Here is a 15,268-nt window from a genome sequence, read left to right on the forward strand (position 1 = left end):
GCCCGGGTCACCGCATGATCTGGCGCAGCCGTGCGCGGGAACACGGATGGCCGGTAGACGGTCCTATGGACGTGTTGATCGAGGCTCCCATGAAACTGTCTCCATTCCTGTTCGCCTTTGTCTTTTCGATGCCGCTGGCCTGTGCCGGGCAGACGGCCGAGCGCACGCCGGAACAAACGTTGAGAAGCACCATCGACAAGGTCATGACGGCCATCCGCGGCGACCCCGGCGCGCGTGCGGGCGACCCCGAGCGGACGCTGGCGATCGTGCGGCGCGACTTCCTGCCGTCCACCGACTTCATGCTGACGACGCAGTACGCGGTGGGAAGCGCGTGGGCGCAGGCGACACCGGCCCAGCGCGAGGCGCTGTTCCGCGAGTTCCAGACCCTGCTGGCGCGCACGTACGCCATCCAGCTGACGCAGATCCAGCAGGAAAACATGCAGTTCCGCTACGCGCCGGCGGGCCGTCCCGCCCCGAACGCCACCGACGCCGTCGTCAGGACCACCGTGGTCACGGGCGGCGACACGATGCCGATCGACTACCGGATGCATAAAACGCCGGCCGGCTGGAAGATCTACGACATCAACATGATGGGCGCGTGGATGATCCAGGTGTACCGCCAGCAGTTCGCGGCCCGGCTGACGGCGGAAGGTATCGACGGCCTCGTCAGGTACCTGGCTGCTCACAACCGGGGACCCTGAGCGAGGACCCTGAGCAGGCGCAGCCGGCGCACCTCGAACCAATGCCAGGAGACGAGGGCGGGAACGCCGGTCGCGACTTCGCGCATGCGCTTGACGAGTGCCAGCGACAGCGCCACATCCCCGCCCACGCCGGCCAGCTGGCCGAACAACAGCACGGCGGCTTCCTGCACGCCCAGGCCGGCGGGCACGATGAAGCCGGCGTGGCGCACGGCCTGCGTGAGCGCCTCGATGGCGAGCGCGGCCTGCAGGCCGACGGGATGGCCGAGGAGGGCCAGCGCAAACCACGTCTCGAACGTGCCCAGTACGTTGGCCAGCAGCGACCACGCCGCCGCCCGCGCGAGGCGGCCGCGTTGCCGGAACAGGCGGCCGATGGCGGCATCGATGGCGGCGCCGTCCAGGTGCGGCGCGATCCGGTTCCGCGGCCCCAGCAGGCGCAGCGCCCACTGTTCCAGCCGCGCGAACGGCGCGCCATGGCGGAGCAGCCACCACGCCAGCAATGGTAGCGGCAGCGACAGCGCCAGCGCCGCCGCGACGATGCCGACGAGGCCCGGCCCGGCCGCCAGCTTCAGCATCAGCACAGCACCGGCGCCGCAGAAGAGATACAGCACGACGATGGTCAGCAACACTTCCACGACAACACTGGCCGTGACGCCCGCCGTGTCGGACACCCGCACGCAGGCCAGCCGCACCCCGGCGACCTCGCCACCGATGTTCGCCACCGGCAGCAGCCGGTTGACGGCCTCGCGCACGAACGCGACCCACAACAGGAACAGCGGGCCCGCCGCGCGCCCGGGGTCGAACGGCGCGAGCAGCACCCGCCACCCGCGGGTGTCGAGCGCCTGCGTGACGACGCGGGCCGGCACGACGAGCAGCAGCGCCCAGCCGGCCCGCTCGAACGCGCCCACGATGCCGGACCAGCCTTCCGCGACGACGAGCGCGGCCAGCAGCGCGAGCCCGGCGATGGATGCCGACCAGGCCAGCCAGCCCATCGTGCCGGTGCGGCTCATGGGCCGCCGGTGCCGCCCGTGACGGCATCGTCGGCCCATGTGCCACGCGGGTCGCCTGCCGCTGCGACAAGGTCCGTGAATCCGCCGAAGCGCCAGCCTTGGGCGCGGAGGGCGCCGCACACCGCTCGCACATGCGGCGAGACGAGGGCCGCGAACTCGGCGGCGTGGCGGTAGCCGCGCATCGAAGGCGCGATCGCCGCGCCCGACGCGAGCGCCGGATGCAGGTACAGCTCGCCGATGCCGGACGTCGGCAAATTGCACAGTGCATCCAGCAAGGCCGCCTCGTCGAAGCGCCCGGACTGGTGGGTGCCCATTAAGTAGTCGTTGTGGCGGATGCCGGCGGCGTCCAGCCTGGCTTCGAGCAGCGCCAGCCAGGGACGGAGCCACCATGTCGAAGATATCCCGGGCGGTCCCGTTTCACGCGGCAGTCTGACGGACCGCAGCCCGAACTCGCGTCCGATACCCATGATGAGCGACAGGACCGTCGGATGCAGGTGGAAATGCTTGTGCGCATTGACGTGGTCGAGCGCAAGACCCGTGACGGCGAACGCTTCGAACTGGGCACGGATCTCCAGCGCCAGCTGGCGGCGTACGCGCGGCAGGCAGACGAAGCGCGCACCGTCGCGTACCATGCGCGCACCGAAGCGACCCTGCGCATCGACGAGATCGGGGATCGCCCGCGGCGGCAGTACGGACGCGCCGTCGGCCAGGACGAGGTGCAGGCCGACCCGCAGTCCCGGCGACGCGTGCGCACGGTCGACCGCATCCCGGGCGGCCGGCGCGCCCACCATCAGGCTGGCCGCGGTCAGGATACCGTCCCGATGCGCGCGCTCGACGGCCGCGTTCACGCTCGGGTGCAGGCCGAAGTCGTCGGCGGTGACGATGAGGCCCCGTCCACGCAGCGTGCTCATGAATGGGAAGCGCCATGGGCGCGCAGGAAATGGAAGAATTCGACGCCTTCGCGCAGGCGCCGCCGCGTCATGTCCCAGCTCTGCAGCATCTCGCTGACGATTTCCCAGATCTTCGAGGGACGGAAATAGAAGCTGCGGTAAAACTGTTCCACGCCATGGTAGATCTCGTCGCTCGACAGGTGCGGATAGCTGAGCGCGGCCAGTTGCACGCCGCTGCCGTCGACGAGCGGAATGGTCTTGTGCGGCGGTATCCAGTCGTTTTCCAGCGCCTGTTCGTACAGCCGGGTGCCCGGGTACGGCGCCGCCAGCGAGACCTGGATCGTGTGCGGGTTGATCTCCTTGGCGAATGCGATCGATTTCGCGATCGTCTCCCTCGTCTCGCCGGGCAGGCCGAGGATGAACGTACCGTGCACGGTGATCCCGAGCGCGCGGCAGTCGGCGGCGAAGCGCCGTGCGATGTCGGTCCGCAATCCCTTCTTGATGTTCAGGAGGATCTGATCGTCGCCGGACTCGTAGCCCACCAGCAGCAGCCGCAAGCCGTTTTCTTTCATGATCTTGAGCGTCGAATAGGGCACGTTCGCCTTCGCGTTGCACGACCACGTCACGCCCAGCTTGCCGAGACCTCGTGCGATTTCTTCGGCGCGCGGGCGGAAGTCCGTGAACGTGTCGTCATCGAACATGATTTCCTTCACTTCCGGCATGTTCTCCCGGATCCAGCGGACTTCCGCGAGCACGTTGTCCGCGGAGCGCGTGCGGTAGCGATGCCCGCCGACGGTCTGCGGCCACAGGCAGAACGTGCAGCGCGAGCGGCATCCGCGTCCCGTGTACAGCGACACGTACGGATAGTTCAGGTAGCCGATGAAATAATTGCGGATGTTCAGGTCGCGCCGGTACACGGGCGCGACGAACGGCAGCGCGTCCATGTCTTCGATGATCGCGCGGGGCGGGTTGTGATGGATCGCACCGCCTGCATCCCGCCAGCTGACGCCATCGACCTCCGCCAGCGGCAGGCCCCCCGCGATGTCGCGGCAGGTGTAGTCGAATTCCTCGCGCGCGACGAAGTCGACGGCACTGCCTGCCTGCAGCGACCCGCCGGGATCGACGGCGACCTTGGCGCCGACCATGCCGACGCGTACGGCCGCATGGATGTCCTTGAGCATCGCGGCGAAGCGCACGTCGCCCGGAAACGAGGGCGTGCTCGTGTGGATGATCACGAGGTCGTATTGCCGCGCGACGTCCAGCGCCTGGGCGACGGACAGACCGTCCGCCGGGGCATCGAGCAGCCGGCTGCCGGGCACGAGGGCGGCGGGCTGGGCCAGCCAGGTCGGATACCAGAACGAGCGGATCTCGCGCTTCGCCTGGTAGCGCGAGCCGGCGCCGCCGTCGAAGCCGTCGAACGACGGTGCCTGCAGGAACAGGGTTTTCAGCATTGCCGTCGTCATGTCCGTGGTGTCCATGATGGTTAGCGCCAGGACGGCCGGTCGTGCGAAGCGGGCGCGGCGGAAGGCCGGTCCGGTGCCGCCGCCCGGCCCGTGTCGATGGGCAGGCGGTGCTGCCGCCAGTGCGTCGTCGTCCCGGCAAAGGCGCTCGCCCACTCCAGCATCGACAGGACGTCGCGCAGCGGGGCATGCCACGCATGACCGGGGGCGGGGACATCCGGCGCCGGCCTGCGCCAGTGCAGGCCGATGCGCGCCGTCGCACCGCAGAGTGCGAGCGCCGCGTTCCCCGCCGTCGGCGTGAGGTACACGCCCAGGAGCAGCATCGGCAGCGTGAAGGTGATGAAGGACAAGGCGTAGCCGAGCGGATTGAGCGAGCGGATCGTCTGCATCCAGCGCCGCTCGCGTGCCCACAGCGCGCGCAGGCTGCGTTCGGTCACGTCGGTTCCCACGTTGACGTCGGACAGCACCGTCTCCAGGCCCAGGCCGCGGACGAGTTCGCCGAGCCGGTAATCGTCGGCCAGGCGGTTCTTCAGCACCTCGATGCCGCCGATCGCCCGCAGCGTCGCCGCCCGCACGGCGATCGTCGCACCGAACGCGAAGGCGCAGCTGCCGCCGCTGCTCGCGACGCGGACCGACGGTGCGAACCACGTGTCGATGAACAGTGCGCCGATCCGCGGCCACAAGCCGTCCAGCGGCCGGCCGTGGTACAGGCAGGTGACGATGCCGACCTGCGGCTCGGCCAGCGGCGCGGTCACGCGCGCCACGTAATCGGGCCCGACGGCGATGTCGCTGTCGGCGAGCACGAGCCAGGGATGGCGTGCGGCCTGCATCATGTTGATGAGGTTGCTTACCTTGCGGTTGCTGCCGTGGTCGCGCGGGTCGACGACGAGCCGCATGTCGACGGCGGGGAAGCGCCGGGCCAGCCGCTCCACGACGGCAATGGCCGGGTCGGCCGGATCGCGGACCCCGAACACGAGCTGGACATGTGGATGCGTCTGCGTGCACAGGCCGGCGAGATTCTCTTCCAGCCGGGGCTCGGCGCCGCACAGGGGCTTGAGCACGGTGACGGGCGTCCAGGCGGGCTGCCGGTCGGCGCGCACGAGGCCGACGCGCACGACGTCGACGCGGCGGACGCGGCCGCGGCAGAACAGGGCCGCCAGCGCGTACAGCGTCGCGAGCACCGTCAGCGCCGTGCCGGCCAGCGTGGCGAACGACGGCATCATCGGGCGCCTCTCTTGAGCCCGGCCTTGCGGCCGCGGATCTCTTCCAGCCGGATGGCGACCTGCTGCGCATGCACGTGTTGCGCGGGCCGCTGGCCACCCAGCGGAATGTCGGGTGCCATCGGCCCGTCGGTGACGACGCCCCGCAGCGCGACGCGGGCGGCGACGAGGGGACGGGCGAGCGTATCCCGCACGGCGCTCGCCTCGTAGCCGCTGTGCACCATGCAGTCCGCGCATTTCTCGTAGCGGCCCGTGCCGTACGCGTCCCAGTCGGTGTCGTCCATCAATTCCCGGAACGATGCGGCATAGCCTTCGCCGAGCAGGTAGCAGGGGCGCTGCCAGCCGAATACCGTCCGCGTCGGGTTGCCCCACGGCGTGCAGCGGTAGGTCTGGTTCCCCGCGAGGAAGTCGAGGAACAGGCTGGACTGGCTGAACGCCCAGCGGCGTCCGCCTTCGCCGCGTGCGAGTATGTCCCGGAACAATTGCCTCGTCCGATTGCGGGCGAGGAAATGCTGCTGTTCCGGCGCGCGTTCGTAGGCATAGCCGGGCGACACGGTGATGCCGTCGACTTCCATCTCCTTCAACGTGTCGAAGAAGCGCGCCACCCGCTCCGGGCGGGCATCGTCGAACAGCGTGCAATTGACGTTGACGTGGAAACCCGCCGCCTTGGCACGCTGGATGGCGGCCACCGCGCGCCGGTACACGCCCGGCCGGCAGACCGAGCGGTCGTGCATGTCCTCGTCGCCGTCGAGGTGCACGGACCATGTGAAGAACGGGCTCGGGCGGTACTGGTCGAGTTGCCGCTCCAGCAGCAACGCGTTCGTGCACAGGTAGACGAACTTGCGGCGCGCCACGATGCCGGCGACGATCGCGGGCATGTCCTTGTGCAGCAACGGCTCGCCACCCGCGATCGAGACGACAGGGGCCCCGCATTCGTCCACCGCGCCGAGGCAGTCGTCGACCGAGAGGCGCTGGTCGAGGATCTCGCCCGGATAATCGATCTTGCCGCAGCCCGCGCATGCCAGGTTGCAGCGGAACAGCGGCTCGAGCATCAATGCGAGCGGATAGCGCCGCTCGCCGGCCAGGTGCTTGCGCAGCACGTAGGCGCCGACCAGGGCTTTTTGCAGGAACGGGATCGCCATGCCGGTATCCTCGCAATCAGTCCAGGCCGGTCCGGGGTTCGTCCGCGAGCGCGCGCGGCAGCCGGAATTCGATGTGTTCCTCGATCCCGTTCATCGTCGACACCTCGACGGGCCCGAGCGCGCGCAGGGCGTCGATCACGTTCTCGACCATGGCCTCGGGCGCGGACGCGCCGGCCGTGATCCCGACCACTGCCGCGCCCGCCACCCAGGCGGGGTCGAGCTCGCCGCCGTCGGCCAGCAGCCAGGTCGGGGTGCCGGTCTCCGCGCCGATCTCGCGCAGCCGGTTGGAATTCGAACTGTTCGGCGCCCCGACGACGAGCAGCACGTCGACCTGGCGGCACAGGTCGCGCACGGCGCGCTGGCGGTTTTGCGTCGCATAACAGATGTCGCGCACGTCGGGACCGACGATGTCCGTGAAACGCCGCCGCAGGGCCGCGATGACGCCGCGCGTGTCGTCCACGCTGAGCGTCGTCTGCGTCACGTAGGCGACCGGTGTGTCGGGCGGCAGGTCGAGGGCCTCGGCCTCGCGCTCGTCGCGCACGAGCAGCACGAGGCCGTCGATCTGCCCCATCGTGCCCTCCACCTCCGGGTGGCCGGGGTGGCCGATCAGGATGACGGTCCGGCCGCTGGCCGCGTACTGGCGCCCCTGGATGTGGACCTTGGCGACGAGCGGGCAGGTCGCGTCCAGCACCCGCAGGGCGCGCGCGTGGGCATCGGACTCGACCGTGCGCGCGACGCCGTGGGCGCTGAAGATCGTCACCGCCCGCGGCGGCACTTCGTCCAGGTCCTCGACGAACACGGCGCCCTTGGTGCGCAGCCCGTCGACGACGGCTTTGTTGTGGACAATTTCGTGACGCACATACACGGGCGCACCATGCCGTTCGAGTGCGCGCTCGACGATCTCGATGGCTCGGACGACGCCCGCGCAAAACCCGCGCGGCTGGGCTAGGATCACATGCATGACGGTTCTCTGCGGTGCTTTCCGTTCGGTGCAGGTTGGAGTCCGCGCCGGCGCGCAAGTTCGCACGCCGCGTTTGATCCAGATGCGTATGCGCATCGCATATTTCGTTAGAATGCGTTGCGGATGGATGCCGGAAGGAGGCCATCGTGGCGGGGAGGGACCTCGTGCTGGTCACGGGCGCGGCCGGGTTCGTCGGTGCCGCCGTGGCGCGCGCGGCGCTGGCAGAGGGGTATGCCGTCCGTGCCCTGGTGCGCCCGAGCAGCCCGCGCCGCAATCTGTCGGGACTCGACGCCGAGATCGTCGCAGGCGACATGCGCGACGCCGCCGCGGTCGGGCGTGCGTTGGCCGGGGTGCGCTTCCTGCTGCATGTCGCAGCGGATTACCGGTTGTGGGCGCCGGACCCTGGCGAGATCGCGCGCAACAACCTGGAGGGCACGGCGACCGTGATGCGGGCCGCGCTGGCCGCCGGGGTCGAGCGCGCGGCCGTCACCAGCAGCGTGGCCACGTTGCGGGTGGGGCCGTCGACCGTGGCGGCCACGGAAGACGAGCCGCTGGCGGAGCATGAAGCGATCGGCGCGTACAAGCGCAGCAAGGTAGCGGCCGAACGGCTCGTCGAGCGCATGGTCGCGCAGGACGGCTTGCCGGCCGTGATCGTCAACCCGTCGACGCCGGTCGGTGCGCGCGATGTGCGGCCGACGCCCACGGGGCGCATCATCGTCGAGGCGGCGCGGGGGCGCATGCCGGCGTTCGTCGAGACGGGACTGAATGTGGTCGACGTCGAGGACGTGGCGCGAGGTCACCTGCTCGCGCTCGCGCATGGGCGCGTGGGCGAGCGCTACATCCTCGGCGGGCAGAACGTGATGCTGTGCGAGCTGCTGGGCGAGATCGCGCAACTCATGGGCCGCCGGCCGCCGCGCGTACGACTGCCGGCCGCGCCACTGGTGCCGCTGGCGCACGCGGCCGAGGCGATCGCGCGGCTGCGTGGGCGCGAGCCGTTCCTGACGGTGGACGGCTTGAAGATGGCCCGCAACCGGATGTTCTTTTCGTCCGGGAAGGCGGAGCGCGAGTTGGGCTACCGGCCCGGGCCGTATGTTGCCGGCGTGCGGGCGGCGGTCGCGTGGTTCGGGCGGGAAGGCTATCTCGACTAGCGGCCGAACAGCCTCGTCAGCCTGGTTAACCTTAGCGCGAGCCGGGCCAGGCGCGGCACGGTGCGGGGGCGCAGCAGCCGTTCGTCGTACCCGGCAAAGCGCCGGTCGTTTTCTGCGAGGCACAGTGCGAGCAGGTCGCGGACGCCGACGCCGTCGTCCGCCACCGATTGTGCGCCGTGCAGCGTGAAGTTATTGTCCTGCGCGCGTGCATCGGCGTCTGCGTCCGCGTCGATGGCGCGTGCGAGGCCGATGCGCTCCCACGCGAGGAACGCCCAGACGGCGGCGACCTTCGCTTCGAAGCGCACGCGGCGCAGGAAGGGCAGGCGGGCGCGGTGCCAGGCGGCCCAGTTGGCGAACAGGAGGATGTGGCGGCACTCTTCCTGCATCACGGGCTCGAACGTGTCGACGAGCGCGGGCGGAAACAGGCCGGATTGCCGCGCCAGGGCGAACAGGCCGAACGCGAAAAAGCTGTCGATGCATTCGCTGTAGCCGGTGACGAGGTAGGCCCATTCCGGATCGCGCGGCGGGCGCTGGACGGGTTCGGGCGCGAGGTCGATGCCGTAGGCTGCAACCATGCGCGCGAGCACGTCCTTGTGGCGCTGCTCTTCCCACGCGTTCAGCGCGAGGGCGTCGCGCATGCCGGGATCGCGCAGGGTCCCGGCATAGGCTGCCATGCGCAGGCGCGCCTTGCCTTCCGTCTGGACGGCGATGTCCCAGATCGGCAGCGCGACGATGCGGTCGCGCACTGCCGGTTCCAGGATGGGCCAGTCCAGCACGGCGGGGCGGTAGGGGTTGAAGGTGTCGTGGAACATGCGGCACGCGGCGTCGGCGTGGCGGGCCGACCCGGGGACCAGCGGACCGCCGGCCGGGTCGCGCCAGTGCCGCATGCGGGCATCGGCCGCGGCCAGTTGCGCCTCGTCGTGGCCGGGCGCGGGCTGCGGCGGAGGCCGGAAGCCGGGCACCAGATCGGCAACGTCGAACGCATCCGTCGCGTAGGCGTCCATGTACATCCTTTCGACACGAAACGCATCTTTTACGTATCGACCGGCCCGGACACGCGAGGTTCCCTTGCCAGGCACACCAGCTTGATCTCCATCTGCAACGCCACCAGCAACGTCGTCTGCACGAATCCCAGCTCCCCCGGACGGGATGCCGGAACCGCCGCTCGCCGCCTTCCCGGTGCAGCACGTCCTGCTTGTCCCAGCACTGTGCGAACAGCACACTGTCCCTGCACAGTTGCTCGACCAGCGCCTGCATGTCCCCGTCGGCCGGCCGGCGGTGGTAGTCGGCCCGGAATTCCGCCGCCAGCCGCCGTGCCCGCGTATCCCAGTCCACGATGAGCTCGCGCGCGGCGGGATGCAGGAAGACGTAGCGGAGCAGGTTGCGGTCGGCAGCGTCCGCGTCCAGCCAGCCGACGAACAGCGCGGCCGCCGCATCGTTCCAGGCGCGTGCCGTCCACGTGTGGTCGAGCAGGTAGGCCGGCGCGGACATCAGCCCTGGCAAGGCCAGCAACGCGGGTGACAGGTCGTCGACGTGATCGGGCGCCGCGCGCGGGTCTTTCTTGCCGGCGAGGTCGAACAGCGACGCGCGCTCGGCCGTGGACAGTTGCAGCGCGTCGGCCAGGCGCGACAGCGCCGCCACGGACGGCTGCACGTCGCGGCCCTGTTCCAGCCACGTGATCCATGTGACGCCGAGACCGGCCGCGTCGGCCAGTTCTTCACGCCGCAGGCCTGGCGTGCGGCGACGGATGCCGGGCCTGGCGGGCGTCAGGCGCGCGCGATGGGCGCGGATGAACGCGCCGAGCATCTGGCGCTGGTGCGTGTCGGTCATGGTGCTCCTTATACTAGGATAAGCAGGCTCCTTGTAACAGGAATTGGCCGGGCAGACAATAGCCCCACGATAAAAACCCTTGGAGCCAACATGCACAACCACGACGCCACCGTCCTCGAACAATACGATTCCCGCGCCGAGGCCTACCTCACCAGCGCCGTGCACGCCGCCGGCGCCGACCTGGAGCGGATGGCGGACCTGATCGGCCACCGGCCGGATGCCGTCGCGCTGGACATGGGTTGCGGCGGCGGCCATGTGGCGTTCCGCATGGCGGGCCAGGTCGGCAAGGTCGTCGCGTACGATTTGTCCGCGCCGATGCTGGAGACGGTCGCCGGCGAAGCCCGCAAGCGGGGCCTGGACAATCTCGTCACGAAGCAGGGGGCGGCCGAGGCGTTGCCGTGTCCGGATGCGTCGTTCGACGTCGTCGCCACCCGCTACAGCGCGCACCACTGGGGCGCGTTCCGGGACGGGCTCGCGCAGATGCGCCGCGTCGTCAGGCAGGATGGCCTGGCGTTGTTCATGGACGTCGTCTCGCCCGGCGTGCCGCTGCTGGACACGTGGCTGCAGACGCTGGAACTGCTGCGCGACCCGTCCCACGTGCGCAACGCGTCGGTGGAAGAATGGAAGACGACGCTGGCGGCCGTCGGCTTCGCGGTCGATGACGTGGTCACGTACAGGCTGCGCCTGGAGTTCGGTCCGTGGATCGCGCGGATGCGCACGCCCGACGTCCACGTGGCCGCGATCCGTTCGCTGCAGGCGCGCGCGGCGAGCGAAGTAAAAGACTATTTCGAGATCGGGGAGGACGGCAGCTTCACGGTCGACACGGTCCTCATCGCGGCCCGTCCAGTCTAGCCGCCCTTAGCCAAGTAAGCGGTCCACGCGCAGCCGCTGCCGGTCGTCGCTGAGGGCGCGCACGGCCAGCAGCGCGGCGCCGACGGACGCCAGGCCGCTCGCGCCGGCCAGCAGGAACATCAGCAGGATCTGGTATTTGACGGCTTCGATCGGGTCCATGCCCGCGAGCAGCTGGCCCGTCATGATGCCGGGCAGGGTGATGATGCCGGCGGCGGACATCTGGTTCGCGACGGGGATCATGCCGCGCCGCGTCGCGTTGCGCACGAGCGGGCCGATGGCCACGCGGAACGGCGTCCCGAGTGCGAGCCGCGCCTCGATGCGGGCGCGCTCGCGCACGACGCCGTCGAGGATGCCGTCCAGCGCGAGGCTGGCGGCGTTCAGCACGCTGCCGAGGACGATGCCCATCAGCGGGATCGCGTAGCGCGGTTCGTACCACGGCGTCGGGCGCACGGCCGTCGTCAGTGCCAGCAGCACGGTCGCGACGCCGGCGCACGAGACGACCGCGGCGCTGATCCGGTAGTTCATGTGGCGCTTCAAGCGCTGCTTCGGCCGGGTCGCCACTTCGCGCGCGGCGGCCGCGATCATGAACAGCACGACGGCGAGCGTCGCCGCCGCGGAGCTGGTGGCGAACACGTGGCGCAGCACGAGGCCGACGATGGCCAGCTGCGCCACCATGCGCACGGCCGCGACGAGGATCTGGCGGTGCAGCCCGAGGCCCAGTGCGAGCGACAGCGCGGCGTCCAGGACGATCAGGATCGCGGCCGCGACCAGGTCCCAGGTGCCCAGATGGATCGCATTCATGTCGTCGTCAGCTTTCCGTGTTCGAGCCGGAAGATGCGCTGCGCGAGGCGGCGCGCCTGCTCCATTGCGTGCGTGACGACCAGAACGGCCATGCCGTCCGCCAGCCGGTCGCGCAGCAGCGCCTCCACGCGGGCGACGGCGTCGGGGTCGAGGGCGGCCGTCGGTTCGTCGAGCAGCAGCACGCGCGGGCGCCGGGCCAGCGAGCGGACGAGGGCGAGGCGCTGGCGCTCGCCCGTCGACAGGCGCGTGATCTCCGTGTCCAGCAGGGCCGGGGACAGGCCGAGGGCGGCCAGCGTGCTGTCCATGAAGGCCGGGAAGGCATTGGCGAAGTGCGCCCCGGCCGTATCCTCCCACCATGCCGGTTCGGCCGCCTGGTAGACGACGGCGGCGCGCCAGTCGGGTGCGGACATCGACGACGCGGCCCGGCCGTCGAGCAGGGCGTCGCCGTCGTGCGGGTCGAGGTCGGCCAGCATCCGCAGCAGGACGCTTTTGCCGGCGCCGGACGGACCCTGGATCGCGATGCATTCGCCCGCGTGTACGTCGAACGTGAATGGTCCGCCGAACGGCGAGACCAGGTCGCGTGCGGACAAGAGGACTGTCGCGCTCAACCCAGCCATGCGCGCAACACGTCCGCGCTCTGCGTCATGCCGGATTTCAGGCGGCGCTCGGCCTGCGCGGCGCATTGCTCGGGCGTGCCGGCGCCCTGGTCGGAGGCCTTCATCGCGAGGGCCGTGGCGGCGATGCCGAAGGCGAGGATCGCTTCGTCCCAGGCCAGCCCCGAGGCCAGTGCGTGTTCCACGACGTGCGCCGCCAGTGCGCCGAGCCGGTCCACGCGCGCGCGGTCCATGTTGTCCAGTTTTAGCATCGTTCGCTCTCCAGTCCGATCGGTCGTCACGTTGTAACACGTCCGCGGCGGCGCGTCCGTGCGGTGGCGATCACGAACGGGCGGCGGCGCGGATCAGGTCGAACGGGGAGATGTCGCGTACTGCGGAGCGGGAGTTCAGCAGGGTGTTGTCGAAGTGGCCGAAGCCGCCCGGCACGCCGGGGCGGTCCTGCCAGTGGCGCAGGGGCGCCTCGTCGGCGCCGAACTGCGCTTCCAGCTCCAGCTGCTTTACACGCGCGGTCAGGGTGGCGACGGTGCTGCGCAGTTCCGCCAGTTCGCGGTCGCGCGCGCGCAGCGCCTCGTCGTGGGCGGCGCGCAGCATGCGCATGCGCTCGTCGAAGTCGGCGTGCAGGCGGTCGGCCACTTCGTCGACGAGGGCGTGCAGCGCGCGGCCCGTGTCTTCGCGGCGCATGCCCGGCACGGCATCCGCGGTGCCGTCATCGGCACGCAGCTCCTTCAGGTATTTGTGGATGGTCGACTTGGACCCGCTGTCGCCCAGCGCATGGCGCACCGCGTCGACGGAGGGGTGGCGGCCCTCCGCCAGCAGCCGGTCGCGGGCTTCCCTGACCTGTGATTTCGTAAGTCCGCTGCGCGCCATGAGTACTCCACTTCGTCGAATCCGATCAGGAACTGGCCTGATTCACCAGTCCGCGGTGCTGCACGCGATTCAGTTTCGGATGCACGACCGGGACAGTCAGCATTGTACTGCCGACGGCCATCAAAAGCAGCGCCGTGAACGTCTCGCTCGTGATGATCTGCTTGTCGAGCAGGATGTTGGCGAAGATGATCTCGATGAGGCCTTTCGTCTGCAGCAGCCAGCCGATGATCGATGCCTCGCCGTCCTTCCATTTCAGGATCCTCCCGGCGACGTGGGCGCCGGCCAGCTTGCCCGCAACGGAGGCGAACAGCAGCAGGCCGGCGGCGAAGAACACGGCGTAGCCGCCCAGGTCCCATTTCGTGCGCAGGCCGGTGCTGAGGAAAAACACGGGCATCAGCACGAGCAGCATGTTCTGGAAGAGCATATCCAGGTGTTCCTGTTCGAACCAGTCGGCATCCATCACGACACCCGCCAGGAACGCGCCCACCATGAAGTGCAGGCCGGCCCAGTCGGCGCCGAATCCGCAGGCGATCAGCCAGATCAGCGCCACGTACCAGCGGTCGCTCCGGTCCAGGCGGGTCATCAGGCGGCGGAATACGAACGTCAGCACGGCGAACGCGGCGAGGAAGCCGAGCTGGCGGCCGATGCGTTCCCAGTCCAGCAGGATGAGGGCGAGGACGCCCCAGATCGCGACGTCGTCCAGGCTGCCGTAGCGCAGGATGCGCTGACCCATCGGCAGGCGCAGGATGTCGAGTTTCTGCATCAGCAGCACGAGAATGGGCAACGCCGTCACGGCACAAGCCATGCCCGTGCCGAGCGTGAACTGCCACGGCGCCGCTTTCGCGCCCATCCAGCCCGGATAGGCCATCAGCAGCACGGCGGCCGCGCAGCCGAACAGCAGCGGCGTGCCCAGCGCCAGGCCGGCCGTCGTCGCGCTCTCGCGGCGGTAGGTCCATACCTTCTTGAGGTCGAGCTCGATGCCGGCCAGCATCACGAACAGCATGACGCCCCACTGGGCGATGCCGTTCAGCGTCTTCACGACGTCCGGGTTGAACACGAATTTATGATATTCGGGGAATGCCGCGCCCAGCACACCGGGGCCGAGCACCACGCCCATGATGATCTGGACGATGACGAGCGGCGCGACGTAATCCGTGCGGAAGAGGCGCCAGATGGCATAGGGCACGACGAAGATGATCAGCATCGCGAGCAGGAAGATTTCGGTGGTGCTCATGGGTCTCCTTGTTGTATTACGTAATTATGTAATGGGGATGGTAGCGAGAAATTGAACATATGAAAAGGATTTCATGACTAGCAAAAGTGATAGTCCTCTTCCTACACGCCGGCGTCGCAATGTCTGATTGGCCACGGTCGGTGCCGTACCCACATGCAGGGTGATCACTCAGGAGGCTGCAATGAAAGAAGACAAACGCAACCAGTCAGGCCGCTACACGGATTTCCCGGCGGCGGCGCCGGAGAGCAACGTCAACCCGCCGGGCAGGCCGCAGAGCAGTCACGGCAGCGCCACGGAACCGGTCCCCGGGGGTACGGGCAACGCCGCACGGGCGGGCGACAGCATGCAATCAGATCGCACCGGCGACGCCGTCCAGACGCCGGACAATGCCGCGGCGACGGCGGACCGCGGCACGAGCCGCCGCGAGGGTTGAGGCACACTGTCACCAGGATCCAACTGTAATGGTCCTGTAATAAAATTTCCCGGTCCGCGTTCCGCCCCGTCGGCACGGATGCTCTACAATAGTTGTAAAGCATCAGGA

The 15,268-nt window shown here is 69.5% G+C and carries 16 protein-coding genes and 1 pseudogene; 4 read left to right on the forward strand and 13 right to left on the reverse strand.

Features of this window, described 5'->3' with window-relative positions; genetic code table 11:
• Positions 1-89: 89 nt before the first annotated feature.
• Positions 90-701: an MlaC/ttg2D family ABC transporter substrate-binding protein gene (locus P0M04_RS22850; RefSeq protein WP_259449487.1), complete on the forward strand. Its 612-nt coding sequence runs from the start codon at positions 90-92 to the stop codon at positions 699-701.
• Here P0M04_RS22850 and P0M04_RS22855 read toward each other — a convergent pair.
• The 6 genes from P0M04_RS22855 to ispH are packed head-to-tail and all read right to left on the reverse strand — an operon-like array spanning position 683 to position 7,381.
• Positions 683-1,708: a lysylphosphatidylglycerol synthase domain-containing protein gene (locus tag P0M04_RS22855; protein ID WP_259449486.1), complete on the reverse strand. Its 1,026-nt coding sequence runs from the start codon at positions 1,706-1,708 to the stop codon at positions 683-685. The genes P0M04_RS22850 and P0M04_RS22855 overlap by 19 nt on opposite strands.
• Positions 1,705-2,619, reverse strand: coding sequence for a hopanoid biosynthesis-associated protein HpnK (gene hpnK / locus P0M04_RS22860; protein WP_259449485.1), 915 nt, complete (start codon positions 2,617-2,619; stop codon positions 1,705-1,707). The genes P0M04_RS22855 and hpnK overlap by 4 nt, the downstream gene beginning before the upstream one ends.
• On the reverse strand, positions 2,616-4,046 hold the full coding sequence (gene hpnJ, locus P0M04_RS22865; protein ID WP_259449655.1) for a hopanoid biosynthesis associated radical SAM protein HpnJ: 1,431 nt from the start codon (positions 4,044-4,046) through the stop codon (positions 2,616-2,618). Before hpnJ ends, hpnK begins: the two co-directional genes overlap by 4 nt.
• 35 nt (positions 4,047-4,081) lie before the next feature.
• Positions 4,082-5,278: a bacteriohopanetetrol glucosamine biosynthesis glycosyltransferase HpnI gene (hpnI, locus tag P0M04_RS22870; RefSeq protein ID WP_259449654.1), complete on the reverse strand. Its 1,197-nt coding sequence runs from the start codon at positions 5,276-5,278 to the stop codon at positions 4,082-4,084.
• Positions 5,278-6,420 carry an adenosyl-hopene transferase HpnH gene (hpnH, locus tag P0M04_RS22875; RefSeq protein ID WP_259449484.1) on the reverse strand — a complete coding sequence of 381 codons (1,143 nt, stop codon included), beginning with the start codon at positions 6,418-6,420 and terminating at the stop codon, positions 5,278-5,280. Before hpnH ends, hpnI begins: the two co-directional genes overlap by 1 nt.
• 16 nt (positions 6,421-6,436) lie before the next feature.
• On the reverse strand, positions 6,437-7,381 hold the full coding sequence (gene ispH / locus P0M04_RS22880; protein WP_259449483.1) for a 4-hydroxy-3-methylbut-2-enyl diphosphate reductase: 945 nt from the start codon (positions 7,379-7,381) through the stop codon (positions 6,437-6,439).
• A gap of 146 nt (positions 7,382-7,527) precedes the next feature.
• Here ispH and hpnA point away from each other — a divergent pair, with 146 nt between their 5' ends.
• The gene (gene hpnA, locus P0M04_RS22885) at positions 7,528-8,529 is read left to right on the forward strand and encodes a hopanoid-associated sugar epimerase (RefSeq protein WP_259449482.1); all 1,002 of its coding nucleotides are present in this window, start codon (positions 7,528-7,530) and stop codon (positions 8,527-8,529) included.
• Here hpnA and P0M04_RS22890 read toward each other — a convergent pair.
• Positions 8,526-9,533, reverse strand: coding sequence for a ferritin-like domain-containing protein (locus tag P0M04_RS22890; protein ID WP_259449481.1), 1,008 nt, complete (start codon positions 9,531-9,533; stop codon positions 8,526-8,528). The two genes, hpnA and P0M04_RS22890, sit on opposite strands and share 4 nt — an antisense overlap.
• Before the next feature lie 29 nt (positions 9,534-9,562).
• Positions 9,563-10,359 (reverse strand): annotated as a pseudogene (locus tag P0M04_RS22895) (helix-turn-helix transcriptional regulator).
• Positions 10,360-10,449: 90 nt separating this feature from the next.
• Between P0M04_RS22895 and P0M04_RS22900 the strand changes: the two are divergent.
• Positions 10,450-11,211 (forward strand): class I SAM-dependent methyltransferase, encoded by a 762-nt coding sequence (locus tag P0M04_RS22900; protein WP_259449479.1) that lies wholly within the window; start codon positions 10,450-10,452, stop codon positions 11,209-11,211.
• Positions 11,212-11,217: 6 nt separating this feature from the next.
• On the opposite strand, the gene P0M04_RS22905 is transcribed toward P0M04_RS22900, so the two are convergent.
• The 5 genes from P0M04_RS22905 to P0M04_RS22925 form a co-directional block, all read right to left on the reverse strand.
• Positions 11,218-12,012, reverse strand: a complete 795-nt coding sequence (locus P0M04_RS22905) for an ABC transporter permease (RefSeq protein ID WP_259449478.1) — start codon at positions 12,010-12,012, stop codon at positions 11,218-11,220.
• The gene (locus P0M04_RS22910; RefSeq protein ID WP_259449477.1) at positions 12,009-12,629 is read right to left on the reverse strand and encodes an ABC transporter ATP-binding protein; all 621 of its coding nucleotides are present in this window, start codon (positions 12,627-12,629) and stop codon (positions 12,009-12,011) included. Before P0M04_RS22910 ends, P0M04_RS22905 begins: the two co-directional genes overlap by 4 nt.
• Positions 12,617-12,877: a hypothetical protein gene (locus P0M04_RS22915; RefSeq protein ID WP_259449476.1), complete on the reverse strand. Its 261-nt coding sequence runs from the start codon at positions 12,875-12,877 to the stop codon at positions 12,617-12,619. Before P0M04_RS22915 ends, P0M04_RS22910 begins: the two co-directional genes overlap by 13 nt.
• A 70-nt stretch (positions 12,878-12,947) precedes the next feature.
• Positions 12,948-13,493: a DNA-binding protein gene (locus P0M04_RS22920; protein WP_259449475.1), complete on the reverse strand. Its 546-nt coding sequence runs from the start codon at positions 13,491-13,493 to the stop codon at positions 12,948-12,950.
• Between the two features lie 25 nt (positions 13,494-13,518).
• On the reverse strand, positions 13,519-14,727 hold the full coding sequence (locus tag P0M04_RS22925; RefSeq protein ID WP_259449474.1) for a cation:proton antiporter: 1,209 nt from the start codon (positions 14,725-14,727) through the stop codon (positions 13,519-13,521).
• A 181-nt stretch (positions 14,728-14,908) separates the two neighbouring features.
• Between P0M04_RS22925 and P0M04_RS22930 the strand changes: the two genes are divergently transcribed.
• The gene (locus P0M04_RS22930) at positions 14,909-15,160 is read left to right on the forward strand and encodes a hypothetical protein (RefSeq protein WP_259449473.1); all 252 of its coding nucleotides are present in this window, start codon (positions 14,909-14,911) and stop codon (positions 15,158-15,160) included.
• The last annotated feature ends 108 nt before the right edge of the window (positions 15,161-15,268 follow it).

The organism is Telluria mixta (genome assembly GCF_029223865.1).
Taxonomy (GTDB): Bacteria; Pseudomonadota; Gammaproteobacteria; order Burkholderiales; family Burkholderiaceae_D; genus Telluria; species Telluria mixta.